Annotated in this window: 24 protein-coding genes and 1 pseudogene; 11 read left to right on the forward strand and 14 right to left on the reverse strand. The window is 68.5% G+C overall.

The window, feature by feature from the left end; genetic code table 11:
* Nucleotides 1-71 precede the first annotated feature (71 nt).
* From BSP_RS01895 to pdeM, 4 genes and pseudogenes are all read left to right on the forward strand, one after another.
* The gene (locus BSP_RS01895; RefSeq protein WP_152949132.1) at nucleotides 72-308 is read left to right on the forward strand and encodes a hypothetical protein; all 237 of its coding nucleotides are present in this window, start codon (nucleotides 72-74) and stop codon (nucleotides 306-308) included.
* Nucleotides 305-739, forward strand: coding sequence for a type II toxin-antitoxin system VapC family toxin (locus BSP_RS01900; protein WP_054764170.1), 435 nt, complete (start codon nucleotides 305-307; stop codon nucleotides 737-739). The genes BSP_RS01895 and BSP_RS01900 overlap by 4 nt, the downstream gene beginning before the upstream one ends.
* Nucleotides 736-3,323 (forward strand): annotated as a pseudogene (locus BSP_RS01905) (ligase-associated DNA damage response DEXH box helicase). The gene BSP_RS01900 and the pseudogene BSP_RS01905 overlap by 4 nt, the downstream one beginning before the upstream one ends.
* Nucleotides 3,320-4,105, forward strand: coding sequence for a ligase-associated DNA damage response endonuclease PdeM (pdeM, locus tag BSP_RS01910; RefSeq protein ID WP_054764172.1), 786 nt, complete (start codon nucleotides 3,320-3,322; stop codon nucleotides 4,103-4,105). The pseudogene BSP_RS01905 and the gene pdeM overlap by 4 nt, the downstream one beginning before the upstream one ends.
* A 19-nt stretch (nucleotides 4,106-4,124) precedes the next feature.
* Here the strand turns inward: pdeM and BSP_RS01915 are convergent, their stop codons facing one another.
* The 3 genes from BSP_RS01915 to BSP_RS01925 form a co-directional block, all read right to left on the reverse strand.
* Nucleotides 4,125-4,685, reverse strand: coding sequence for an HNH endonuclease (locus BSP_RS01915; protein ID WP_054764217.1), 561 nt, complete (start codon nucleotides 4,683-4,685; stop codon nucleotides 4,125-4,127).
* A gap of 131 nt (nucleotides 4,686-4,816) precedes the next feature.
* Nucleotides 4,817-5,467 carry a trimeric intracellular cation channel family protein gene (locus BSP_RS01920; RefSeq protein WP_054764218.1) on the reverse strand — a complete coding sequence of 217 codons (651 nt, stop codon included), beginning with the start codon at nucleotides 5,465-5,467 and terminating at the stop codon, nucleotides 4,817-4,819.
* Nucleotides 5,464-6,120, reverse strand: a complete 657-nt coding sequence (locus BSP_RS01925) for a DNA-3-methyladenine glycosylase (RefSeq protein ID WP_054764219.1) — start codon at nucleotides 6,118-6,120, stop codon at nucleotides 5,464-5,466. Before BSP_RS01925 ends, BSP_RS01920 begins: the two co-directional genes overlap by 4 nt.
* Before the next feature lie 214 nt (nucleotides 6,121-6,334).
* On the opposite strand from BSP_RS01925, the gene gluQRS reads away from it, so the two are divergent.
* On the forward strand, nucleotides 6,335-7,195 hold the full coding sequence (gene gluQRS / locus BSP_RS01930; protein ID WP_152949133.1) for a tRNA glutamyl-Q(34) synthetase GluQRS: 861 nt from the start codon (nucleotides 6,335-6,337) through the stop codon (nucleotides 7,193-7,195).
* Here gluQRS and BSP_RS01935 read toward each other — a convergent pair.
* From BSP_RS01935 to BSP_RS01945, 3 genes are all read right to left on the reverse strand, one after another.
* Nucleotides 7,179-8,000: a TIGR02186 family protein gene (locus tag BSP_RS01935; protein WP_152949134.1), complete on the reverse strand. Its 822-nt coding sequence runs from the start codon at nucleotides 7,998-8,000 to the stop codon at nucleotides 7,179-7,181. The two genes, gluQRS and BSP_RS01935, sit on opposite strands and share 17 nt — an antisense overlap.
* Nucleotides 8,000-8,923, reverse strand: coding sequence for a sulfite exporter TauE/SafE family protein (locus BSP_RS01940; RefSeq protein ID WP_054764221.1), 924 nt, complete (start codon nucleotides 8,921-8,923; stop codon nucleotides 8,000-8,002). Before BSP_RS01940 ends, BSP_RS01935 begins: the two co-directional genes overlap by 1 nt.
* Before the next feature lie 115 nt (nucleotides 8,924-9,038).
* Nucleotides 9,039-11,936, reverse strand: coding sequence for a tetratricopeptide repeat protein (locus tag BSP_RS01945; protein ID WP_227976015.1), 2,898 nt, complete (start codon nucleotides 11,934-11,936; stop codon nucleotides 9,039-9,041).
* Between the two features lie 214 nt (nucleotides 11,937-12,150).
* On the opposite strand from BSP_RS01945, the gene BSP_RS01950 reads away from it, so the two are divergent.
* Nucleotides 12,151-12,363 carry a hypothetical protein gene (locus tag BSP_RS01950; RefSeq protein WP_152949135.1) on the forward strand — a complete coding sequence of 71 codons (213 nt, stop codon included), beginning with the start codon at nucleotides 12,151-12,153 and terminating at the stop codon, nucleotides 12,361-12,363.
* 70 nt (nucleotides 12,364-12,433) lie between these two features.
* A complete protein-coding gene (locus BSP_RS01955; RefSeq protein WP_152949136.1) occupies nucleotides 12,434-12,934 on the forward strand; it encodes a pyridoxamine 5'-phosphate oxidase family protein in 501 nt (166 codons plus the stop codon).
* A 45-nt stretch (nucleotides 12,935-12,979) separates the two neighbouring features.
* Here the strand turns inward: BSP_RS01955 and argF are convergent, their stop codons facing one another.
* The 5 genes from argF to BSP_RS01980 form a co-directional block, all read right to left on the reverse strand.
* Nucleotides 12,980-13,894, reverse strand: a complete 915-nt coding sequence (gene argF, locus BSP_RS01960; protein WP_152949137.1) for an ornithine carbamoyltransferase — start codon at nucleotides 13,892-13,894, stop codon at nucleotides 12,980-12,982.
* A gap of 85 nt (nucleotides 13,895-13,979) precedes the next feature.
* A complete protein-coding gene (locus BSP_RS01965; RefSeq protein WP_152949138.1) occupies nucleotides 13,980-14,387 on the reverse strand; it encodes a GxxExxY protein in 408 nt (135 codons plus the stop codon).
* A gap of 27 nt (nucleotides 14,388-14,414) precedes the next feature.
* On the reverse strand, nucleotides 14,415-15,632 hold the full coding sequence (locus tag BSP_RS01970) for an aspartate aminotransferase family protein (protein WP_255478934.1): 1,218 nt from the start codon (nucleotides 15,630-15,632) through the stop codon (nucleotides 14,415-14,417).
* A gap of 97 nt (nucleotides 15,633-15,729) precedes the next feature.
* Nucleotides 15,730-16,623, reverse strand: coding sequence for a M28 family metallopeptidase (locus BSP_RS01975; RefSeq protein WP_152949140.1), 894 nt, complete (start codon nucleotides 16,621-16,623; stop codon nucleotides 15,730-15,732).
* Nucleotides 16,624-16,661: 38 nt separating this feature from the next.
* Nucleotides 16,662-17,495: an ABC transporter permease gene (locus BSP_RS01980; RefSeq protein WP_054764227.1), complete on the reverse strand. Its 834-nt coding sequence runs from the start codon at nucleotides 17,493-17,495 to the stop codon at nucleotides 16,662-16,664.
* A gap of 317 nt (nucleotides 17,496-17,812) precedes the next feature.
* Here BSP_RS01980 and BSP_RS01985 point away from each other — a divergent pair, with 317 nt between their 5' ends.
* Entirely contained in the window at nucleotides 17,813-18,349 is a 537-nt protein-coding gene (locus tag BSP_RS01985) for a GcrA family cell cycle regulator (protein WP_054764228.1), read from the forward strand.
* A 249-nt stretch (nucleotides 18,350-18,598) separates the two neighbouring features.
* On the opposite strand, the gene apaG is transcribed toward BSP_RS01985, so the two are convergent.
* On the reverse strand, nucleotides 18,599-19,006 hold the full coding sequence (gene apaG / locus BSP_RS01990; RefSeq protein ID WP_152949141.1) for a Co2+/Mg2+ efflux protein ApaG: 408 nt from the start codon (nucleotides 19,004-19,006) through the stop codon (nucleotides 18,599-18,601).
* An 81-nt stretch (nucleotides 19,007-19,087) separates the two neighbouring features.
* Here apaG and BSP_RS01995 point away from each other — a divergent pair, with 81 nt between their 5' ends.
* Nucleotides 19,088-20,113 carry a 2'-deoxycytidine 5'-triphosphate deaminase gene (locus tag BSP_RS01995; protein ID WP_152949142.1) on the forward strand — a complete coding sequence of 342 codons (1,026 nt, stop codon included), beginning with the start codon at nucleotides 19,088-19,090 and terminating at the stop codon, nucleotides 20,111-20,113.
* An 87-nt stretch (nucleotides 20,114-20,200) separates the two neighbouring features.
* Here the strand turns inward: BSP_RS01995 and BSP_RS02000 are convergent, their stop codons facing one another.
* Nucleotides 20,201-21,409, reverse strand: coding sequence for an MFS transporter (locus BSP_RS02000; RefSeq protein WP_152951027.1), 1,209 nt, complete (start codon nucleotides 21,407-21,409; stop codon nucleotides 20,201-20,203).
* A gap of 80 nt (nucleotides 21,410-21,489) precedes the next feature.
* Nucleotides 21,490-21,966, reverse strand: a complete 477-nt coding sequence (locus BSP_RS02005; RefSeq protein WP_152949143.1) for a cupin domain-containing protein — start codon at nucleotides 21,964-21,966, stop codon at nucleotides 21,490-21,492.
* Nucleotides 21,967-22,008: 42 nt separating this feature from the next.
* Between BSP_RS02005 and dapE the strand changes: the two genes are divergently transcribed.
* Together dapE and BSP_RS02015 are read left to right on the forward strand one after the other, a co-directional pair.
* Entirely contained in the window at nucleotides 22,009-23,196 is a 1,188-nt protein-coding gene (dapE, locus tag BSP_RS02010; RefSeq protein ID WP_152949144.1) for a succinyl-diaminopimelate desuccinylase, read from the forward strand.
* Nucleotides 23,197-23,392: 196 nt separating this feature from the next.
* Nucleotides 23,393-23,746 (forward strand): hypothetical protein, encoded by a 354-nt coding sequence (locus BSP_RS02015; protein ID WP_152949145.1) that lies wholly within the window; start codon nucleotides 23,393-23,395, stop codon nucleotides 23,744-23,746.
* The last annotated feature ends 36 nt before the right edge of the window (nucleotides 23,747-23,782 follow it).

Consider the following 23,782-nt stretch of genomic DNA (forward strand, 5'->3'; position numbering starts at 1 on the left):
CGAAACGGAACGGGAACATCTGGTTTCGCCGGCCTTCTGCCTCTATATGTCGTCCAAACGAGGAGATCGCCGTGAACAAGCCGATTGATCCCGATGCGTGGCTGGAAGCGCTCGCCGCTCGTGTCGAGGCTGACGGCCCTCAAAAGCTGGAGGTCGAAGGCCACGATCCTTTGGTCGTGATCCCCCTGAATCGGTTCCAGGAAATGCAGAAGCGCAAACCGACCATGCTGGAGATTCTCCGTGGCATGGACTGGTCCAACGTCGATCTTACCCGCGACCCCCGGCCGGCGCGCGAGGCTGATTTTTGAGGTTTCTGCTCGACACCAACGCCATCAGCGAACTGGGCAAGCCTCGCCCCGACCCCGGCTTCATGGCGTGGCACGACCAGCAGGCCGAAACTGCGGACCGGCAAGAGGGAATTTTCCTAAGCGTTCTTCTACTGGGCGAGATGGATCGCGGCATTCTGAACCTGCCTGACAGTCCCAAGCGGGCCGAGCTTTCGAAGCGGCGGGATTTGATCCTGTCGGTTTATCGAAAGCGGATCCTGCCCGTCGATGTCGACGTCGCGCGGCGATGGGGCGCCGTCAGCGACGCACATCGGAGGCAGGGTCTGACGCCCGGCGTGATCGACGAACTGATCGCGGCGACCGCCTTAGTCCATGATCTGACCCTCGTCACGCGCAACACCCGCCATTTCGAACACAGCGGCTGCCGTCTGCTGTCGCCGTGGAGCGGATGACGACGCTTCCGCCCCTGTTCGCCGACTGGTTCGCGTCGCGCGGCTGGTCGCCCCGGCGGCATCAGCTGGAGATGGTCGCGGCGGGCCAGGCGGGGGCGCACGCCCTGCTGGTCGCGCCCACCGGCGGCGGCAAGACCTTGGCGGGGTTTCTTCCCAGTCTGATCGAGCTGGCGGAACGCGGACCCAAGCCGCAGACAGGACCAGGCTCGGGCGTCCACACCCTCTATCTGTCGCCGCTCAAGGCCCTGACCACCGACGTCGAACGCAATCTGATGACGCCGATCCGCGAGATCGGGCTGAACATCCATGTCGAGACGCGGACGGGCGACACCAAACAGTCGAAACGCCAGCGTCAGCGCGACTTCCCGCCCGACATCCTGCTGACCACGCCGGAACAGTTGGCCCTGTTCTGCGCCTGGGAAGGCGCCCGGTCCTATTTCGCCGATCTGAGATGCGTCGTGCTGGACGAGGTCCACGCCATCTGGAGCGGCAAGCGGGGGGACCTGCTGTCGCTGGGCCTGGGGCGATTGCAGAGCTTCGCCCCCGGGATGCGACGGGTGGGTCTGAGCGCGACGATCGAAGACCCGGACCTGATCCGAAGGTGGCTGGCGCCGCGCTTCAATCCTCCCCCATTGGGAGGGGGACCGCGAAGCGGTGGAGGGGCCGACTTAGACGCCGAGTTCGAAGCAAGCCCCCTCACCAGGCTTCGCCTGGTCCCCTCCCCCCATCGGGGGGAGATTTGGTGCGCCTGGTCAAGGGCGATCCCGGCGCTCCCGCCGTCATCGACGTGCTGATCTCCGAGGGCCATGTGCCCTGGGCGGGGCACACCGGCCGGCACGCCATCCCCGAGGTCTATGCCGCCATCCAGCGCGCCAACCTGGCCCTGATCTTCGTCAACACCCGCTGGCAGTCGGAGTTCGTCTTTCAGCAGCTGTGGGAAATCAATGATGCAAGCCTGCCCATCGGTCTGCACCACGGCTCCCTGGCCGCCGAACAAAGACGCAAGGTCGAGGCGGCCATGGCGCGGGGCGACCTGCGGGCCGTGGTCTGCACCTCGACGCTGGATCTCGGCATCGACTGGGGCGACGTCGATCTGGTCATCCAGATGGCGGCGCCCAAGGGCTCCAGCCGTCTGGTCCAACGGATCGGCCGCGCCAACCACCGGCTGGACGAACCGTCGCGCGCCCTCTTGGTGCCCGCCAGTCGGTTCGAAATGCTGGAATGCCAGGCGGCGCGCGAGGCGGTCGCCGACAACGCCTTCGACTGGGAGCCGATCCATATCGGCACGTTGGATACGCTGGCCCAGCATGTGATGGGCGTGGCCTGCTCCGAGGCCTTCGACATGCAGGCCCTGTACGACGAGATCACCGGCTGCGGCCCCTATCGCGGCCTGAGCTGGGAACAGTTCGAAGAGGTGGTCGATTTCGTCGCCACCGGCGGCTATGCGCTGCGCACCTACGACCGGTTCGCCCGCATCGTCAGGACGCCGGACGGCCGCTGGAAGGTGCGCAACCAACATATCGCCCAGCGCCACCGGATGAACGTCGGCGCCATCGTCTCGGCCGGAACCTTGAACGTGCGCGTCGCCGGCCGTCGCGGCGGGGCCTCGCGTCAGCTGGTCCCCGGCCGCAAGGTGGGCGAGGCCGAGGAATGGTATTTCGAACAGCTGACGCCCGGCGACACCTTTCTGTTCGCCGGTCAGGTCTGGGCGTTCCAGGGCATTGTCGGAACGGACGCCCTGGTCACCCACGCGAACGACAAGGAGCCCAAGATCCCCTCCTGGGGCGGGTCGAAGTTCCCCCTGTCCACCTCTCTGGCCGATCGGGTGCGGACGATGGTTCAGGACCCCGACCACTGGCGCGTCCTGCCGCCGGACGTGCAGGAATGGCTGGCGCTCCAGGCCGAGCGCTCCGCCATCCCCGACGCCGAATCCATGCTGGTGGAGACCTTTCCGCGCGGCAGCCGGCATTTCCTGGTCGCCTATCCGTTCGAGGGCAATCTGGCCCACACCACCCTGTGCATGCTGCTGACCCGGCGGCTGGACCGGCTGGGCGTCGGGCCGCTGGGCTTCGTCGTCACCGACTATTCCCTGGCCGTCTGGTCCATCAAGCCGATGGCCCGGATCGACCTGGACGCCCTGTTCCAGCCGGACATGCTGGGCGACGATCTGGAGGCCTGGCTGGAGGAGAGCTTCATGATGAAGCGGTCCTTCCGCAATTGCGCCCTGATCTCGGGCTTGATCGAGCGCCGCCAGCCGGGCGCCGAAAAGACCGGCCGGCAGGTGACCTTCTCCACCGACCTGATCTATGACGTGCTCCGCCGCCATCAGCCCGACCATCTGCTGCTGAAGACCGCCCGCGCCGACGCCGCCTCGGGCCTGCTGGACGTGGCGCGCCTGGGCCAGATGCTGACGCGGATCGAGGGTCGCATCCGTCATCAGCGGCTGACGCGCCCCTCGCCCTTCTGCGTGCCGGTCCTGGTCCAGATCGGGCGCGAGCGGGTCGGCGGGGACGCCGCCGAAATGATCCTGGACGAAAGCGCCGAACAGCTGATCGCCGAGGTCATGGACGAGGCGCCCGCATGAACGCCGCCCTGCGCCAGACCCTGTCCCCCACGCGCAAGCCCTGCGGGTCCTTGCGGGTCCAGATCGCGGGCGAGACCTGCGTGCTGCGCTGTTCCGGGGCTTTGTGGCTTCCCGCCCATCGCACCCTGGTCGCGGCGGACCTGCACCTGGAGAAGGGCTCGGCCTTCGCCGCACGCGGCCAGATGCTGCCGCCCTACGACAGCCGCGCCACCCTGGACCGGCTGGAAGCCGAGATCGCCGAACTGGACCCGGTCCGGGTCATCCTGCTGGGCGACAGCTTCCATGACCGAAAAGCCGTGCCACGCATGGCGGTGGAAGACCGCCTCCGCCTGGACCGGCTGGCGGCCGGGCGCGACTGGACCTGGCTGGAGGGCAATCACGACCGTGAAGCCCTGACCGCCTCCACGCTCGGTTTGCCCGGCGTGGTCCTGGCGGAGATGCGGCTGGGCGGGCTTCGCCTGACCCACGAGCCCGAGCCCCGCACCGGGACGGACGACCGCCAGGGCGAGGTCGCCGGCCACCTGCATCCCGCCGCCCGCGTGGTCGCCTATGGCCGCGGCGTTCGCCGCCCCTGTTTCATCACCGACGGATCGCGCCTGATCCTGCCGGCCTTCGGCGCCTTCACCGGCGGGCTGGACGTCTGTGATCCGGCCATAGCCGACCTGTTCGGCTCAGAACCGATGGCCGCCGTCCTGGGGCGCGACAAGGTCCATGCCGTGTCATGGAAGACCTGCGCCGAGCCCGCCGCCCCCGACCGCCGGCGTCCGAGTCGGTTCGCCTGACGCCGCGCCTCGACGGGATTCAGGGCTCCAGCTCAATGTCCCAGTACAGGTAATCGAGCCAGCTCTGGTGCAGATAATGGGGCGGGAAACGCCGTCCCGCCTCCTGAAGCTGCCAGGCGTTGGGGCGGTAGGGTTCGCGCCGGATCGGCATCAAGGCCTGGCGCGGCGTCCGCCCGCCCTTGGTCAGATTGCAGGGACCGCAGGCGGCGACGATGTTCTCCCAGGTCGTGCGACCGCCCTGGGACCGAGGGATCACATGGTCGAACGTCAGTTCGGTGGAGGCGCCGCAATACTGACAGGCGAAGCCGTCGCGCAGGAAGACGTTGAACCGGGTGAAGGCCGGGCTGCGATCCTGATCCACATAGGTCTTGAGCGCGATGACGCTGGGCAGTTGCATCTCCATCGACGGAGAGCGCACCACCTTCTCGTACAGGGACACCACGTCCACCCGATCCTGATAGACCGCCTTGACCGCCTCCTCCCACGGCCACAGCGACAGCGGATAGTAGGACAGGGGCCGAAAATCCGCATTCAGCACCAGGGCCGGAAAGCCCGACGGCGGTCGATGGAGAACCTGCATCAGGCCCTCCCGCTCACAGCGGAGGATATGGAGGCGACAGGATTGAAGACGGATCTCCTTCCCTAGTCAGAGGCTCATAACCTAGCGCCGATTCGAAGACGTCGCCATGACGAACAGACGACGAAACCGGGTCAATTTCGCGCCGGGAACCCCGGCAGGGTCCATCCCCAGCGCAGGGCGCCCGCGCGCAGCATGAAGCCGGCGATCGCTGCGACGATGGCGGCGGGCCAGATCGGCGTCTCGGGCATCCTCAGGACGATGTAGAGGGTCGCGGCCAGGATGGCGGCGGTGACGTTGATCTCGCGCCGCAGCAGGATCGACGGCTGGCCGGCCAGGGTGTCGCGCACCACCCCGCCGAAACAGGCGGTCAAGGTGCCCATGACGATGCAGATCAGCGGGTGGGCCCCGGCCGCCTCGGCCTTGGCCGCCCCCATGACCCCATAGGCGCCCAGGCCGACGGCGTCGAGCCACAGAAGGGCGCGGAACCGCCAGTCCCTCTGGCCGATCAGCCACAGCACCACCGCCGCCGACAGGCAGACGGCCATATAGCGCCAGTCCTGGACCCAGAAGACCGGCAGGCCCAGCAGCAGGTCGCGCAGGGTCCCGCCCCCGACGCCGGTGATGGCGGCGAAGAAGGCGAAGGTGACGACGTCGTGCTTTTCCCGCGCCGCCGCCAGGGCGCCCGTGGCGGCGAAGACCGCCACCCCGGCGAAGTCCAGGGCCGCCAGCATGGTCTGGGGGTTGCGCAGCGGCTCGGTCAGGGCGGGGTCCAGCGGGGTCATGGCGTGTGATCCTCCAGCGCGATCTCGCCGCGCCGCACCCCGCCATACCATCCCCACAGCAGATGCGCCGCCACCCCGCGGTGCGGCCGCCAGATTTCGGCGCGCGCATAGGCCTGTTTCTCGTTCGGCCGGACCTCGGCCCGGTCGGCCCAGCGCATGGCCTCCTGCAAGGCCACGTCCCCGCCGGGAAAGACGTTCAGCCGCCCCTCGCAGAACATCAGATAGGTCTCGGCCGTCCATTTGCCGACGCCCCGGATGGCCGTCAGGGCGGCGATCGCCGCCTCGTCCGACAGGGTCTGCATATGATCCAGGTCGATCCGCCCCTCCACCTGAGCCAGGGCGATCTCGCGTCCGTAGCGGGCCTTCTGCCCCGACAGGCCGAAGGCGCGCAGCGCCTCGACGTCGTGGGCCAGCACCGCCTCCGGCGTCACGGCCCCGCCCAGCCCCTCGACCGTGCGCCCCCAGATGGAGGCGGCGGCGGCGACCGAGACCTGCTGTTCCACGATCATGCGGAACAGACCCTCATAGCCGCCAGGCCGCAGCCGCCATTCGAAGGCGGGCGTCTGGGCATGGGCCCGCGCCAGAGCGGGATCGGCCTTGGCCAGAGCGTCTCGAGCGGCGGCGATATCCTGGACTGTCGGGGCGACGGGCATCGCCCACGCTTAGAGCATGATCGTTTCAGGCGGAACCGCGAGGCGGTTCCGGCAGAAGCGTGAATCATGCTCTCGCTCTAATCCGGAGCCTGATTCACCGTTTCAGCGGAACCGCGAAGCGGTTCCTCCTCAACGGATCAGGCTCTGGGACCGATGTGGGCTCTCGAAAAGGGCGGGGCGCCGTTCGGGTCCGGAAACCGCTAGGATCAGGGAAATGTTCGCCACCCGTTTCGCCCCCTCCCCCACCGGCCGCCTGCACAAGGGCCACGCCTTTTCCGCCCTGACCGCCTGGACTGCGGCTCGGAGGGCCGGGGGGCGGTTCGTTCTGCGGATCGAGGACATCGACCCGACCCGCTGCCGCCCGGAGTTCGAGGTCGGGATTCTGGAGGACCTGGCCTGGCTGGGGCTGGACTGGGAGACGCCGGTGCGGCGCCAGTCGGCGCATCTGGACGATTACGCCGCCGTTCTGGACCATCTGCGGCGTCAGGGGCTTCTGTACCGGTGCTTCCGAACGCGCAAGGACATCCTGGACGGCCTGGGCGATGCGCCCCACGGGGCGATGGAGGCGGTGCGCCCCGGCCCCCATCCGGAGGAGGAGGAGGCGAGGTTTATGGACGAGGGCCGGCCCTTCGCCTGGCGGCTGTCGCTGGATCGGGCGCGCCAGGCCCTGGGGGAGGCGATCTGGACGAGCCTGACATTCGTCGAGGAAGGGACGGGACCGGGCGGCGAGACCGGCGTGATCCAGGTGCGGCCCGAGGCGGGGGGCGATGTGGTGCTGGCCCGCAAGGACGCGGGCGTCGCCTATCATCTGGCGGTCGCCCATGACGACGCCCTGCAGGGGATCGACCATGTGATCCGGGGCGAAGACCTGTTCGAAGCCACCCATGTGCAGCGGCTGATCCAGACCCTGATGGGCTGGCCCTCCCCCGTCTATCGCCACCACCCCCTGCTGACCGGGCCGGACGGGCGGCGCTACGCCAAGCGGGATCGGTCCGTGACCCTGGCGGAACTGCGCGCCGGCGGCCTGACGGCCGAGACCCTGCGGGCCGAACTGGGCTTCAGTTCCGGCGACTGAAGACGCGCGAGGCGCCGTAGCCCGTCAGGGCCGCCAACAGGACGCAGACCAGGCCGTAAAGCCACGGCCGACGATGGGCGAACTCATAGATGTCTCGCTCCAGACCCACCTTCTCCACCGTCAGGGTCAGGTTCGAAACCGACTGGGGCTCCCCGTCCTGGAACAGCCAGACCTCGGCGTAATATTTGCCGGTCGGGGCGACGGTGGGCAGTTTCACCTCGGCCCGGAACAGGCCACGGTCCACGAACTCGACCCCCTTGGGATCGGTGTCGTAAAGGGCCGCCGCCTCCTTCAGCCGGATCACCGCGCGCCGCCAGTCCAGATAGTCGTCGCCCAGACGGCTGACCACCACGTCGCGCACGCCGTAGCGGGTGACGGTGCGGCTCTCCTCCGGCGCGTCGATCCTCAGGTGATCGACCCCCACCCCCAGCCGCCGCAGTTGGCCGAACTCGGCGATGTCGGACAGGGGTCGGGTCGAGGCGGTCATGTAGAAACCGGGCGCCCCCTCGAACAGGACCGGGCGGCTGTTCAGCCAGACGCCCATGTTGCGGGTCTTCTTGACCAGGCGCACGGGCGCGTCCGGCCCGCGCACCACCACCACCACATCGGCGGGTTCCGGCGTCGGATTGAAGACGGCGCCGAACAGTACGATCGAGGCGCCGCGGAAGCTGGAATCGACCCGGACCCTGGCGTCGGTCAGGGCGGCTGCGACGCGCAGCTCCCCGGTCGTGGCCTCGGACCGGTCGGGCGCCGGAAGCGGGAGAGGGGCCTCGATCGCGGGTGGAGGGGGTGGAAGCGCCTGCATCAGTCGGCGACCCCCGGCGCGATCAGGAAGATGTCGCTGGGCCGGACGAACAGCTCCAGCCCCATCTGGATTCCCACCAGAAGAACGATCAGCCCCAGGGCCGCCCGCAGTTCTTCCGCCCGGAACCGACCGGCGAAGCGGGCGCCGATCTGGGCCCCGACGACCCCGCCCAGAAGCAGGATGGTGGACAGGACGATGTCGACCGTCTGGTTCCGCCCGGCCTGAAGAATGGTGGTGATGGCGGTGGTGATGATGATCTGGAACAGGCTGGTGCCGACCACGGCGCCGGCCCGCATCCGCAGGACGTACAGCATGGCGGGCACCAGGATGAAGCCGCCCCCCACCCCCATGATCGCCGACAGCACCCCTGCGAAAACGCCCAGGCCGAACGGCGGGAGGGCGCTGATGTAGAGGCCCGACTTGGGGAATTTCATCTTCAGCGGCAGGCCGTACAGCCACAGGGGCCGGCGGCGCTCCTTGCGGGGCGCAGGCAGACCCCGGCGGCGGCGCAGGATTTCGGTCAGGCTCTCGTTCAGCATCAGCCCGCCGATGACGCCCAGGAAGACCAGATAGGACAGGGCCACCACCAGGTCCGCCTGACCCAGCAGCCGCAGATAGCGAAACAGCTCGACCCCGGCCAAGGCGCCGACGGCGCCGCCGCCCGCCATCACCAACCCCATGCGGAAATCGACCGCCCCCTGGCCGGCGTAGCGGATCACGCCCGAGGTCGAGGAGGCCACGACGTGGCTGGCCTGGCTGGCGACCGCCACGGTCGGGGGAATGCCGAGGAAGACCAGGATCGGGGCCATCAGGAAGCCGCCGCCGATGCCGAACAGGCCCGAGACGAAGCCGACCACCGCCCCCAGGATCACCAGGGTCGGCCAGTTCACCGAAACCTCGGCGATCGGCAGATAGATATCCAAAGGACGCGCCTTCGGCTGGAGCGAAACGGAAAGCGCCGAACGGCGACAGCTGGTCTTTAGCGACGGGGACGGCGCGCCGCCACCCTGGTCTGGGGCTTTGATCCGAAACCCGGCCTCAGCCCGTCGCCTTGGCGGACTGCTGCGACACAAAGGCCTCGGCGGCGGTGCGGGCGGCGCGCTGGGCCGTGGCGCTGGCGGTCGGGCGCAGACGGTTCACCGCCGCCTGAGCCTCGCTGTCGCCGCCGCGCGCGGCGATCATGTACCACTTCAGCGCCTCGGTCAGATTCTTGGCCACCCCGTCGGCGCCCGTCTCATAGATGCGCGCGACATTATACTGGCTGTCCGGCAGGCCGTGTTCGGCCGCCTTGACCAGCCAGACCAGGCCTTCCGCCTGATTGGCGGCTCCGCCGTCGCCTTCATACAGCTGCATGCCGTAAAGGTGCATGCCGCGCGGGTCGCCGTTCTCGGCCGCGCGACGGCCCCAACGGCGGCTCTCGACCGGATCGGCGGCGACGCCGTCCGCCCCGGCCAGATAAAGCTGTCCCAGATAGGTCTGGGCCGGGGCGTAGCCGAGGTTGGCCGCCTTCTTCAAGGCTTCGACGCCTTCCGGATCGCCGCTCTCGATCTGTTCCACGGCGCGGTCATAGGCCTCCGCCCCCGCCTCGGCGGTCGGGACGGCGTCGGCGGGCGTCACCGCCATGGCGAGAGGCGGAGCGGCCGGCTCGGCCGCCGCCGGCGCCGCGTCGCGTCCCGGCAGGCCGGGCAGGTTGATGTCAGGCAGGCCCGAACCGTCGGCCAGGCTGAGCGAAGCATAGGCGCCGCCCGTCAAAGCCACCGCCGTCACCGAGGCCAGAAAGGCCTTCTTGACGGTCGAACCGTCGCGGGCGGCCTGTTTGTCCAGACGTTCCTGCAGCTTGGACTTGCCGCCGCGTTTCGGCGCCAGGCCGAACCCCTGGCGCGGCGCCTCGACCGGGGCCGGGACGGTCATGGCGGCGCGGGCGGCGTTGATGGTCGAGCGGGTCGAGGAGGCCCGGCCCGCCGCCGCGGCGGCGCCCATGGAGGCGCGCAGACGCCGGGGATCGACGAACTCCGTCTCGCCGCCGAAATCATCTTCGCGTGCGGATACCTCCAGGTCGGGGGTCTCCGCCGAAGCCGGAGCCGCAAAGGCCGAGGTCGCAGCCGGGGCCGTGGCGTCCAGCGCATCCTCGACATCGGCCCCGCCGAAGCCGCCGAACGGCTGAATGACCGGCGCGGCCTCGACCACAGGCGCGGGCTCGGGCGCAGGCGTGACGGGTTCAGGCTCAGGTTCGGGCGTCGCCGGGGCAGCGGCGAAGGACGAGGGGAAGGGCGCCGCCTTGGGCGTCGCCGCCGCATCGCTGGACCAGTCGTCGCCGTCGTCGAAGGAGTCGTCGGGGAAGACGGCCGCGCGCCAGTCCGGCTCCACCGGGGCGGAGACGGCGGCCTGGGCCGTCCGCGCCGCTACGGCGCGGGGCCTGGGCTCGGCCTCGGGAATGTCCCATCCCCCCGCCTCGACCGCGATGTCGGCGGTCGGCGCGGCCCGGTCTTCAAAGGCGGGACGGTCGGCGGAACCGGCTTGGCGAGCGTTGATGCTCTCGCGGGCTTCCGCCAGCAGGCGGGCCGTGCGCTCCTCGCTCAGCCGCATCCGCTCGGCCAGTTCGCCCGAGGCGCGGTCGTAACGCTGCTCGATCTTCTCGGAGCTTTCCGACAGACGCCGCGCGATGTCGTCCAGCGCCTGCTGCGAGCGGCGCTCGGACTGGACGATCCGGTCGCTGAGCTGATCGGAGATGCGGGTGATCTCGCCGCCCAGCTTCTCCAGCGCCAGGGCGTGGCGGTCCTCTGTCGCGGTCAGCCTCTGTTCGACCCGATCGACATGGCGGGCGAAGGTCTGATCGACCTGGGCCGAATGGCGCGCCAGGTCTTCGTCCACCTTGCGGCTGACGGCGCGGGTCACGGCCTCGGCCTGATCGGCGCCCGCCCGTTCGGCGGCCTGCATCCGCGCATTCAGGTTCTGGGCGATCTTCAGGACTTCGCGGCCCATGGCCTCCAGCCCCTGGGCGCCCTTGCGCTCGGAGGCCTGGACCTGGTCGTTGACGGCCTGAACCGCCCGTTCGATCCGGTCGATCCGAGCGCCCGTCTCGGCGGCGTCGAGCCGCTGCATCATCTCGGCGCGGTTGCTGTCGATCTGACGCGACAGGGTCTCGGCCAGTTTTTCGAACCGGGCGGCGTCGCGGGCCCCTTCCGGCTCGACCCGGCCCTCGGCGGCGCGCAGCCTCTGATCCAGATCGGCGAAGGACCGTTCCAGCGCCTTCAGGGCCTCGGTGGTGCGGCTTTGCGCCTGGTCCAGACGCGCCCCGACCTGGGCCAGAAGATCCGAGCCAGCGCCGGGTCCGGCGGCCTTTTCGACCGCCTCCATCCGCTGGCGCAGATCCGCCACGCCGGCGCGTTGACGCTCTTCGATGTCGTACAGCCGCCCCGCCAGGGCGCCGATGGACTGTTCGACCTTGCCGAAGCCTTCCTGAACCTGAGGACCGGTGTCCCGTTCGAAGGCGCGCAGACGGCGGTGCCCCTCGCGCAGCTCCTCGGCGATGTCGTCAATGCGCCGGGCCTGCCCTTTGGTCTGGGCGTCATGACCGTCCAGGCGGCGCACCAGGCCGGCGACGGCCTGATCGACCCCCTGGATGGCGACGGTCGAACGGCGCTCGGCCGCCTCCAGCCGGGCGGCCAGGGCGTCGATCGAGGCGCTGACCCTCTGCCATTTCTCGTCCGACGGCTCATAGGCGTCGTCCAGACGGCGGGCGCGATGGCGGCGGTCATAGGTGTCGGCGACAGGACCGCGGCGCGGAAGCGTGGCGTAGCCCTCTTCCTCGTCGTCCATGATCATGGAGTTCAGCCACTCGCCCAGGGTCATGCCTGAACGGCGCGCAAGATCCTTGGCGACCTCGCGGGCTTTCGGGTCGATGCCCTTAACACTCCAAGGCGCGGCTGCGCTCACTGATTCGGCTCCCGACCCATGCGGCAAGGCTATAACGCCAATATCGAGGGTGTAAACGTGTGGTTAACCGCAAGATGTTGCGGCCTCTCTCCAGCCTGTGGAAATCTCGCCGCACCCTGTGTTTCTGGGCCGATCAGGGTTAACGTCGCCTTAAGATTAAGACTTCGGCAAGACTTCCCTTGCGCAACCGGCCGGGCTTGGGCAGGTGCAGCCGATGGACCTGAACGCCACACTGATCCTGCTGGTCGCCGCCCTGGCGGTCATGGTCTTCGCCGGCTGGCGGGGCGCCCAGCCGCCCAATCCGTTCAAGGGGCCGCGAATGACGCCCTGGCGGTTCATCATGCTGGGCGCCGCGGCCCTGGCCCTGCTCTTGCTGATTCATCTGGCGACCCTGTTCGGCGCCGAACGCGCGCCCTGGATTCCCTGAGCCGTCCCCCGTCAGGAACCCGATCCGAGCCCGACCATTGTCTCCGCGACCCCAAAAGGAGACGCACGACATGGCCGACACCCTGACCCCTGCCCAGGCCGAGAAGGAATTCTGGGACAGTCTGAAGGACTCCAACACCGGCATGCTGGGCCTGGACCAGGCCGGCTACCACCATCAGCCGATGACCGGCTTCGGCGAGCCCGAGACCGGGACCATCTGGTTCTTCAGTCGCGACGACACCGACTTCGCCCGCGACGTGGCCGTGGGCGGTCAGGCCGGCATGTTCTGCTACCAGGCCAAGGACCAGAAGGTGCAGGCCTGCATCCACGGCGCCCTGTCGATCGACCAGGACCGCGCCCGGATCGACAAATACTGGAACCCGGTCGTGGCCGCCTGGTACCCGGACGGCAAGGACGACCCCCACCTGACCCTTATCCGCTTCGACGCCGAGGACGGCCGGGTCTGGGTGTCGGACAAGGGCGGCGTGGGCTTCGGCTACCAGATCCTGAAGGCCAATCTGACCAAGACCCAGCCGGACGTCGGCGGCGTGTCGGACGTGAACCTGAGCTAGGATAGAGGAAGCGGGGCCGAGGTTTTCATCCCGGCCCCTTTTTCATCAGCCTGCGAAACACCAGGCCAGCACCGCCTTCTGGGCGTGGATGCGGTTCTCCGCCTCGTCCCAGACCAGGGAGCGGGGGCCGTCGATGACGGCGTCGGTCACTTCCTCGCCCCGGTGAGCGGGCAGGCAGTGCAGGAAGACCGCGTCCGGATCGGCGAGGTCCATCAGGGCCTCGTCCACCGAATAGGCCTCGAACGCCGCCAGGCGCGCCTCATAATCCTGGTCGCCCATGGAGACCCAGGTGTCGGTGACGACGACATCGGCGCCCTTGACCGCTTCGCGCGGGTCGCTGGTCAGGGTCACGGCGTTCCCGCCCTTGGCCAGGTCGCGCAGGTCGGGGTGATATTCGGCCGGACAGGCGACGTTCAGGTGGAAGCCGAACTTGGGCGCCGCATGCATGAAGCTGTGGCAGACATTGTTGCCGTCGCCGACCCAGGCGACGGTCTTGCCCGCGATCGGGCCGCAATGTTCCTCGATCGTCTGCAGATCGGCCAGGATCTGGCACGGGTGGGACCGGTCGGTCAGGCCGTTGATCACCGGCACAGTCGAGACGCGGGCGAAGCGTTCGACGTCCTCATGGCTGTTGGCGCGGATCATCACGGCGTCGACCATGCGCGACAGGACGCGGGCCGTGTCCTCGACCGGCTCGCCCCGGCCCAGCTGCATGTCGGACGCCGTGGCGATGATGGAGGCGCCGCCCAACTGGCGGATGGCCGCGTCGAAGCTGAAGCGGGTGCGGGTCGAGTTCTTCTCGAAGATCATGGCCAGGACGCGGTCCTTGGCCGGGGCGTCGGCGTCGGGACGCCCCTGGGGCCAGCCCTTGCGGGCGGCCTTTCGGGCGTGGGCGTCGTCCAGAATGGCGCGCAGGTCGGCGGCGTCCAACTGATGGATGTCGAGGAAGTGGCGGGTCATGGGTGATCCGGTCGAGGCGAAAAAAGTTTCATCACAAAGAGCACAACGGCGTCACGACGAACACGACGGAAGGCGGCCGGTGAGATCATAAAACCAGACGGCGAAAGCCGTCCTTTAGTCTGGGCGTATTGAAGTTGATCAGATAGCCCAATCTGATCTGACTAAACCTCAGATAGGTGAGTATCTGAGCAGTATGGATCGACGCCAGGGCGTCGATCGCTTTCACCTCGACGATCACCTGACTCTCCACCAGTAGATCGAGCCGGAAACCGACATCCAATCGGTCTTCGCGGTAGTGGACGGGGATGGCGACCTGCCGTTCAACGGCAAGACCCGCACGCATCAGATCGCTGGCGAGGCAATGCTCGTAAACCGACTCCAGCAAGCCCGGCCCAAGTTCCCGATGCACGGCGAAGGCCGCGTCCATAACGGCGCGACCGCCCTCGTTCACTTTCGGGGAAACAGGCTCCCTCCCGTCGTGGCCGTGGTGCATTCGCCGTGCCCGTTGTGATGAAACCGATCAGGCGGCCCACTTCTCGCGGGCGGCCTCGCAGGCGGCTTCGAACCGGGTGATCAGTTCGCGGGCCTCGTTGAGCGTCAGGTTCAGCGGCGGCAGCAGGCGCACGCAGTTGTCGCCGCCCCCGGCGATCAGCAGCTGTTGCGTGTCGCGCGCCAAGGCCATGAACTCGCGATTGTTCGGGACCAGCTTGACCCCGATCAGCAGCCCCTTGCCGCGGACGTCGACGATGACGTCCGGGAAGCGGGACTGAAGCCCGGCCAGCTGCTGCTTCAGATAGCCGGCGATCTCATTGACGTTGTTCAGGATCTCGGGCGTGTTGATCAGGGACAGGGCCTTGCCGCCCACGGCCATGGCCAGCGGATTGCCGCCGAAGGTCGAGCCGTGGGCGCCGACCGTCATGCCCGAGGCGGCCTCGGCCGTGGCCAGGCAGGCGCCGATGGGGAAGCCGCCGCCCAGGGCCTTTGCCACCGCCATGATGTCGGGCGACATGCCGGCCCATTCGTGGGCCCACAGCTTGCCGGTCCGGCCCATGCCGCACTGGACCTCGTCGAAGATGATCAGGACGCCGTGCTGGTCGCACAGCTCACGCAGTCCGCGCAGGCACTGTTCCGGCATGGCGCGGCAGCCGCCCTCGCCCTGGACCGGCTCGACGATGATGGCCGCCGTGGTCGGATTGGCGACGGCCGCCTTGATGGCTTCGTGGTCGCCCCACTTCAGCTGGTGAAAGCCCTGCATGGCGGGGCCGAAGCCCTCGGTATAGCTGGGGTTGGCGGCGGCGTTGATGGCGCCGTAGGTGCGACCGTGGAAGGAGCCGTCGAAGCCGTAGATGTCGATCCGCTCGGGATGGCCCTTGGCCGAGTGATATTTGCGCGCCGTCTTCAGGGCGCATTCGACCGCTTCCGTGCCCGAGTTGGTGAAGAAGACCACATCGGCGAAGCTGCTTTCGCACAGGGCGTCGGCCAGGGCCTCCTGGCCCGGGATGCGGAAGATGTTGGAGACGTGCCACAGCTTCTCGGCCTGGTCCTTGACCGCCTGGACCAGTTCGGGATGGGCGTGGCCCAGGCCGTTGGTCGAGATGCCGGCGACGCAATCGAGATATTCGGTCCCGTCGGTCGACCACAGGCGAGCGCCTCGGCCGCGTTCCACTTCCAGCGGCGCGCGATTGTAGACACCCATCAGATGGTTCGTGGACACGGGACTAAGACCTCCAAAAGCGATACGGCCCCGACGCGAGGCGCGACGGAGCCGGTTTCATAGGGACAGGCGTTGTCGGACGGGCGACAGTGTTAGTCAACACCGGCGCCATGGGCTTTCGTCAGGGCGCCGTCCGGTCCAGCCGCAGGGTCAGGTCGGCGATGAAGCGGCCGAAGCGGGCCACGTCCTCGCCGTTCAGATAGGACAGCTTGTCCTCGGTCGAGTGGATGCGCTGGAAGACCGGCGGGACGAAGCCCTCCTTCAGGCCGTTGTCCTCGCCGCCGTTGAAGGCCAGCCACATCTGGTGGGCGCCGACGGCGTCCTGGGTTCCCAGCGAGACTACGGGCACGCCGGCCGCTGAGAAGACCCGGTCGTCGCTGGGCGGATAGACGGGAAAGGCGATGCAGTTGACGCCCTGTTCCGCGCACTGGCTGCGCAGGGCGGTCAGGACGAAGCCCGACGGGGCGCCGTTGTTCTCGCCGTACATGACGGTGCGGCCGTAGGCGGCGACGTCGGCGTTGATCACGGCGTGGATGCGGCTCTTGTCGTGGCTCTCCAGCCAGGCCTTGGCGCCGATCAGGCCCAGCTCCTCCTGGTCGGTCAGGACGAAGATCAGCCGGTGGCCGGTGGTCTGGCCCTTCAGCGCCTTCATCGCCTCGATCATGGCCAGGACCGAGCCCGCGTTGTCGACGATCCCCTGGGACATCGACCCGTCGCGCAGCTTCACGGCGTCATAGTGGGCGGTCAGGACGATGTCCTTGGGGCCGTCGCCCAGGGTGACGACAACGTTCGAGCCGGCCATCGGCCCGGTGCGTTGATTGCCGCCGTCGAAGGCCTGAATCTGGTGCGGCAGACCGGCGGCCGTCAGCTGATCGACGATGACGGCCATGCGCTCGGCGTTCGTCGGTTTGACGAAGGCGGCGGCGGCCGACTGGATCGCGGCGCCGGAGTCTTGGGCGGCGGCCGGAAGGGCGACAAGAAGCGCCGCAGCGGCGACGAGCGAACGGAACAGCATGGCGGACCTCCCCAGGGTGATCCGCCAGAGTTAGCGGGCTAGCTCTTCAGGCGCCAGCCCGAACGGAACACCAGCCAGCAGATCGTCCCCATGATAACCATCAGCACGGCCGATCCGATCACGCCGACCGTCAGATTGCTCTCGGCATGGCCGATGAAGCCGTAACGGAAACCGTCGATCAGATAGAAGAAGGGGTTGTAGCGGCTGATCGTGCGGAAGGGTTCGGGCAGGTTCTCGACCAGATAGAAGGTGCCCGAGAGGAAGGTCATCGGCATGACGATGAAGTTCTGGACCGCCGCCAGGTGATCGAACTTCTCGCTCCACAGGCCCGCCAGCACCCCGGTCATCCCCATGATGAAGCTGGCCGCGAGCGCGAACCAGACGATGGCCAGCACATTGGCGACCCCGAGCGGCGCGAACGGCAGGACGCACAGGGCCGTGACCAGACCGACCACCGCGCCCCTCGTCGCCGCGCCCAGGGTAAAGCCCAGGGTCAGCTCCAGCGGGCTGAGCGGCGGGGTCAGGAAGTCGGTGGCCGTGCCCATGATCTTGGCCTGGATCAGGCTGGACGAGGCGTTGGCGAAGGCGTTGTTCAGCATGGCCATCATGATCAGGCCGGGCGCCACGAACAGGGCGAAGGGCGTGCCGTGCAGCGGCGGCCGGGCGTCCTGAAGCGCGACCACGAAGACCAGCATATAGAGCAGGGTCGTCACCACCGGCGCAGCCACCGTCTGGGCCCCCACCTTCCAGAACCGCCGCACCTCGCGCAGATACAGGGTCTGCACCCCGATCCAGTTGATCCCCGGATAGCGCCGCGGCTGCGGCAGTCCGGACGGGCGGGTGGCGATCAGGTCGGGCGTGGTCTCGGTCATGAGCCGCCAGATGCGCTTTGCGCCCTTGCTGCGCAAGGGAGTGGCGAGTGGTTAGTGGCGAGTGGCGAGTGGCGAGTAGGCGCGGGCCTCGGAGTGCGCACCACAGCCGACCGAGGGGCTCAGAGACCGCGGCAGACCCCACTCGCCACTCGCCACTCGCCACTCGCCACTCCGGCGATTCAACATCTGGTTTCTGTGGACAGTGCGATTCGCACATATTGCGTCTGTTAACGGCTGGTTTACGATTAGTGGTAGGTCAAGACCCCGGAGGGGGAGCCTGAACCTAGATATTGAATCCAAACTCGCTGGAGGGTGGCATGACCGCAGGCTGGACTGACGACCGCGTAGGCGCGCTGAAGAAGCTCTGGCTGGAAGGCCAATCCGCGAGCCAGATCGCCAAACAACTGGGCGGCGGGGTCACCCGCAACGCCGTGATCGGCAAGGTTCACCGTCTGGGCCTGTCGGGCCGGGCCGCCCCGTCCCAGCCGGCCCGCACCGCCGCGACCTTCCGCACCGCCCGCCCCCGCCCTGCGGCCCCGGCCGCGACGGCGGCCGCCCAGCCGGCCGCGCCGCGCCGCCTGGAAGTGGTCCAGCCCAAAGCGGTTCAACCGGCCGCTCCGGCGCCCGCCCCGATCCCGGACCTGCCGGGCACGGCTACGGTCATGACCCTGGGCGCCCATATGTGCAAATGGCCGATCGGGGATCCGTCGTCGCGCGAGTTCAGCTTCTGCGGCCGTCGCGCCTCGGAAGGCGTCTATTGCGTCGAACACGCCCGCGTCGCCTACCAGCCCCAGGTCAAGCGCGGCAAGGACGGCTCGTCCGACCTGGCCCGCAGCCTGCGGCGCTACATCTAAGGGCGACATGTTTGGAGGCGCTACCGCGCTTCGCGCTACTTGAGCGCCGCGCGGCAGCGGCGCTCTGCGCTCAAGTCCTGAGCGACCGCGTCGCGAACATAGCGCACTAAAATGAAGCGGGTCATGCCCGCGTCACAGATGCTCCTTATGGAGCCGACCTCCCCCTCGCCGGTCGCGCAAGCGGTCGGCGAGACTCTAGGGGGCGGGGCTGCGGTTCATCCGGGTTGACGCAGCCCCATCCGCTTTCGCTCAGTTCAACACCCGTCTTGCACCGGGCGTATCCAGCGAGAAGGCCGGGATCTCGACCTCGAAACTGCGCCCCTCGGCGTCGGTCATATAATAGGCCCCGACCATGGACCCGCTGTCGGTCGGCAGGGGGCACCCGGACGCATAGGCATAGCTGCCGCCCGGTTCGATGACCGGCTGTTCGCCCACCACGCCCGGCCCGCGCACCTCCTCGACATGGCCGTGGCCGTCGGTGATGGTCCAGCGGCGGGCCATCAGCTGGACCGTCGTCCCGCTCAGGTTCACGATCTCGACCTGATAGGCCCAGACCCAGCGGCCCTCGTCCGGGTCCGACTGGCCCGCCAAATAGCTGGGCCGCACCCGGATCAGTATGCCGTTCGTTTCGGCGGTATAGGCAGGACCATCGTGCATGGGCTATATGCTCGCCCCGCCGCGCGCGGGCCGCAAGCGCGACTTGGCGACAGGTCGCGAAAACCGTGTGAGACTGACGCCATGAGTTTCTTCCAAGCGCCCCGTCCCGGCATCCTGCCCGCCCAGTCCATCGAGACCCTGATCGCCGCCGGCGCCATCACGTCCGATACCCCGTTCGATCATGACCAGGTCCAGCCCGCCAGCCTGGACCTGCGCCTGTCGGACCAGGCCTGGCGCGTGCGCGCCTCCTTCCTGCCCGGCCGGCGCAAGGTCGAGGAACGGATCGCCGACGTGGCCATGCACCGGATCGTGATCACCGACGCCGGGGTCGTGCTGGAAAAGGGCTGCGTCTATATCGTGCGCCTTCAGGAGCGGCTGAACCTGCCCAAGGGGCTGATCGCGCGGGCCAATCCCAAGTCCTCGACCGGCCGGGTGGACGTCTTCGTGCGCCTGCTGACCGACCAGGGCGCCAGTTTCGACGATGTGGCCGAGGGCTATGACGGCCCCCTCTATATGGAGGTCGCGCCCCAGACCTTCTCCATCCTGGTGCGACCCGGCACCCGGCTGAACCAACTCAGGCTGAAGGCCGGCGATCCGCCCAAGCTGGAGACCCGCTCGGTCGGCGTTGATCTGCAGGGCGGCGACATCGTCGGCTTCCGCGGGCGCCGCCACGCCGGGGTGGTGGATCTGGACCATATCGACGGCCACGACCCGCGCGACTTCTGGGAGCCGCTGACCCTGCGTCGCGGCGAACTGCTGCTGGATCCGGGCGAGTTCTACATCCTGGCCTCGTCCGACGACGTCGAAATTCCGGTCGATCAGGCCGCCGAAATGACCCCCATCGACCCGTCGGTAGGCGAGTTCCGCGTCCACTACGCCGGCTTCTTCGACCCTGGCTTCGGCACGGATGAGGCGCACGGCGCCGGCTCCAAGGGGGTGCTGGAGGTCCGCACCCACGATACGCCGTTCCTGCTCGAGCACGGCCAGATCGTCGCCCGCCTGGTCTATGAGCCCCTGACCGAACGGCCCAGCCGGCTGTATGGCGAAAGCGGCAGCCACTATCAGAACCAGGGCCTGAAGCTGTCGAAGCATTTCAGAGGGTGGTGATTAAGGGAGTGGTTAGTGGCGAGTGGCGAGTGGCGAGCCCTCCCCGCCTCTCTGGCCACTCGTCACTCGTCACTCGCCACTAACCCCTCACGTCAGCCGATCCGCCTTCCTCAGCCCCGGGAACATCGCCGCCCAGGCCCCCGTCGCAGCCAGCGCGCCGAAGCCGCCGAAGACGGCAGCTCCCACCGCGCCCAGCATCCGCACCATGACGCCGGAATAGGCTTCGCCCAGCTCGTTCGAGGCGCCGATGAACAGCATGGAGACCGACGAGACCCGCCCGCGCATATGGTCGGGCGTGGCCAGCTGGATCAGGGTCTGGCGCACATTGACGCTGATCATGTCCGCCGCCCCGCCGATCAGCAGGGCCAGGCCGGACAGCCAGACGATCTTGGACAGGCCGAAGGTCAGGGTGCACAGGCCGAACACCGCCACGGCCGAGAACATCCAGCGCCCGCCGTTCCGTCGGATCGGGAAGCGGCTCAGATAGATGGCCATGCCCATGGCGCCGACGCCGAAGGCCGCCCGCAGCAGGCCGAAGCCCTGGGGGCCGACATGAAGGATGTCGCGGGCGAAGATCGGCGTCAGAAGCGCGACCCCCGCCAGCAGGACCACGACCAGGTCCAGCGAAATGGCGCCGAGCACGATCTTGGTCTTCCACACATAGGCCAGCCCCTCCTTGACCGCGTCGATCGGCGACAGGGGATTGGCCTGGGGCGCCGGCTTGCCGCTGGTGCGGATCAGGATGAAGGCGGCGACGGCCAAGAGGAACATCCCCAGCGACACCGCATAGGCCAGGGGCACATTGACGCCCACGATCACCCCGCCCAGGGCCGGACCGGCGATGGCCCCGGTCTGGAAGGCGATGGACTGGGCGGCGATGGCGGGCGGCAGGGCCTTGCGCCCCACCACCATCGGCAGGAAGGCCTGGCTGGCCGGCGCCAGGAAGGCGCGCGCGGCGCCGAACAGGGCCGCGACCGCCAGCAGCCCCCACAGGGGCGGGTTTCCGTGCAGGGCCATGGCCAGAAAGGAGCCGGCGCAGGCCGCCTCGACCAGGATGGAAATCCAGACGGTGCGTTTCCGGTCGCGCCGGTCGGCCATGGCCCCGGCCGGCAGGGTGAAGGCCAGAAGCGGCAGGAACTGACACAGGCCGACCAGGCCCAGATAGAGACTGGCCTGTTCGATCGGATGATCGCGCCGGGCGATCTCATAGACCTGCCACAGCAGGGCCGAGGACTGGATCTGGATCGCCAGAACCGCGACCACGCGCCCGAACCACAGGAGGCGGAAATCGCGGATGCCCCAGGGACTGTCGGGGCCCTCGGGCGGAGGCGGCGGAACCGGCGGGGCGGCGGGGGCGGTGTCGAGGGTTTCGGTGCTCACGTGCGTCTGGGGAACTTCGGATAGGGCGAACCGTCGCGGTGGAAATAGCGGTCCGCGCCCGCAGGCAGGACCATGTCGATGTCGGGGTAGTCGCAAGGGGTGACGGTCGGGCTGCGCGTGCCGACCTCGAGCAGAACCGCCTCGCGGCCGGATCGGTTCTCGATCCTGTGGCCGTTGGGGACGCCGGCCTTGAAGCCGGCGCAGTCGCCGGCGCGAAGCACGGTCTCGCCGTCGTCCTCGACCAGGACGACCTCGCCCTCGACCACCAGGACGAACTCGTCCTCGGCTTCGTGCCAGTGGCGCTGGCTGGACCAGGCGCCGTCGGGCAGGCGCAGCAGGTTGACGCCGAACTGGGTCAGGCCCGCCGCATCACCCAGCTTCCAGCGGCGGCGCGACAGACAAGGGCCGGCGAATTCGTCCGGATAGGTCGTGCCGTCGCCTCTGGGCGCGGCCTCGATGTCGATCTTGGGCATGGGACTTCTCGCCGTGACGCGATGTCCCTAAAGCATAGGCGCATGAGCCGCGCATCAACTCCTGTGATCGATCCTGTCGAACTGACCCGCGACCTGATCCGTATTCCATCCGTCACCCCCGCCGACGAGGGGGCCATGGACGTGCTGGAGCGCCATCTGACGGCCCTGGGCTTCACCTGCCGCCGCCTGGCCTTCGAGGGGCCGGGGGGCGAAGGGGTCCATGCGCGGATCGAGAACCTGTATGCGCGACGTGGAACCGCCTCGCCCAACCTGTGCTTCGCCGGCCATACGGACGTGGTGCCGACCGGGCCGTCCGAGCAGTGGTCGGCCCAGCCTTTCAACGCCGAGGTCAGGGACGGCGTCCTGTACGGACGCGGCGCGGTGGACATGAAGGGCGGGATCGCCGCCTGGGTCGCCGCCGTGTCCCAGGTGCTGGCTGAAGGTGAGCCGAAGGGCTCCCTCTCCTTCCTGATCACCGGCGACGAGGAAGGCCCGGCGCTTCACGGCACCAAACGGGTGGTCGAGACCCTGGCGGCCGAGGGCGAGGTGATCGACGCCTGTATCGTGGGCGAACCCTCGTCGTCGCAACATCTGGGCGACATGATCAAGGTCGGGCGGCGCGGCTCGCTGAACAGCTGGATCACGGTCACGGGCAAACAGGGCCACGTCGCCTATCCGGAACGGGCGGCCAATCCGGCGCCGGTGATCGCCCGGCTGATGAGCCGGCTGAACGACCATGTCCTGGACGACGGCTATGAGAGCTTCCCGCCGTCGAACCTGGAGATCACCAGCATCGACATCGGCAATCCGGCGACCAACATCATTCCGGCCGAGGCCAGGGCGCGGCTGAACATCCGCTTCAACCCCAGCCATACGGGGGACGGCCTGATCGACTGGCTGAACCGCGAGGCCGGGGCCATGCAGGCCCAGACCGGGCTGCAGATCAGCCTGGAGCACCTGTGTTCCGGCGAGGCCTTCCTGACCGAGCCGGGGGTCTTCGTGGAGGGGGTGCAGGACGCCGTCGAGGCCGAGCTGGGGCGCCGCCCCGAAGCCTCCACCACCGGCGGCACCTCCGACGCCCGCTTCATCCGCGCCCTGTGCCCGGTGCTGGAACTGGGCCTGGTCGGCCAGACCATGCACCAGATCGACGAACGGGTGCCGACGGCGGAGCTGGAGGCGTTGACGGCGGTCTATCGCCGGGTGATCGAGACGGTGTTCGAGCGGTTGTAGTCATATCCGTCTCTTCCCCGCTCTGCGGGGAGGGATCGCGAAGCGGTGGAGGGGCCTGTCCGCCGCACCGAGTCCGGGTCAGCAGCCCCTCCGTCACGGCGCTGAAGAAGCGCCGCGCCACCTCCCCGCTAGGCGGGGAGGAGACGACGAACCCATTCCGCTTGTGCAACGACCATCGCTCGGCGACACTCGAATCATGGCCGTCGAAGAGTTCAAGAGCGCAAAGACCGAGTGGAAGGATGTGGTCCTGGTCTGCCGCAAATGCTCCAAGAAGCTGGACGGCGGGTTCGGGCCGGACGGGGACCTGACCCTGAAGAAGGCGCTGCGGAAATATCTGCACCTGAAGAAGGGCAAGAAGGGTCGGAAGGGGGCGCTGACCGTCACCAGCGCCGACTGTTTCGACATCTGTCCAAAGGGCGCCGTGGTCGCGGTCAATACGGCCCAGCCCAAGAAGCTGCTGATCATTCCGGCCGGCGCCGACCTGTTCGAGGTCAAGACGCGGTTGGGGCTGGACGACGGGCGGCGGCTGAAGATGGTCGTTCCCGACTGAGACGTCTTCCTTCCGCCGTCCAGCCGTGTCAGATCG

This window comes from Brevundimonas sp. Bb-A, from assembly GCF_009394735.1.
Taxonomy (GTDB): Bacteria; Pseudomonadota; Alphaproteobacteria; order Caulobacterales; family Caulobacteraceae; genus Brevundimonas; species Brevundimonas aurantiaca.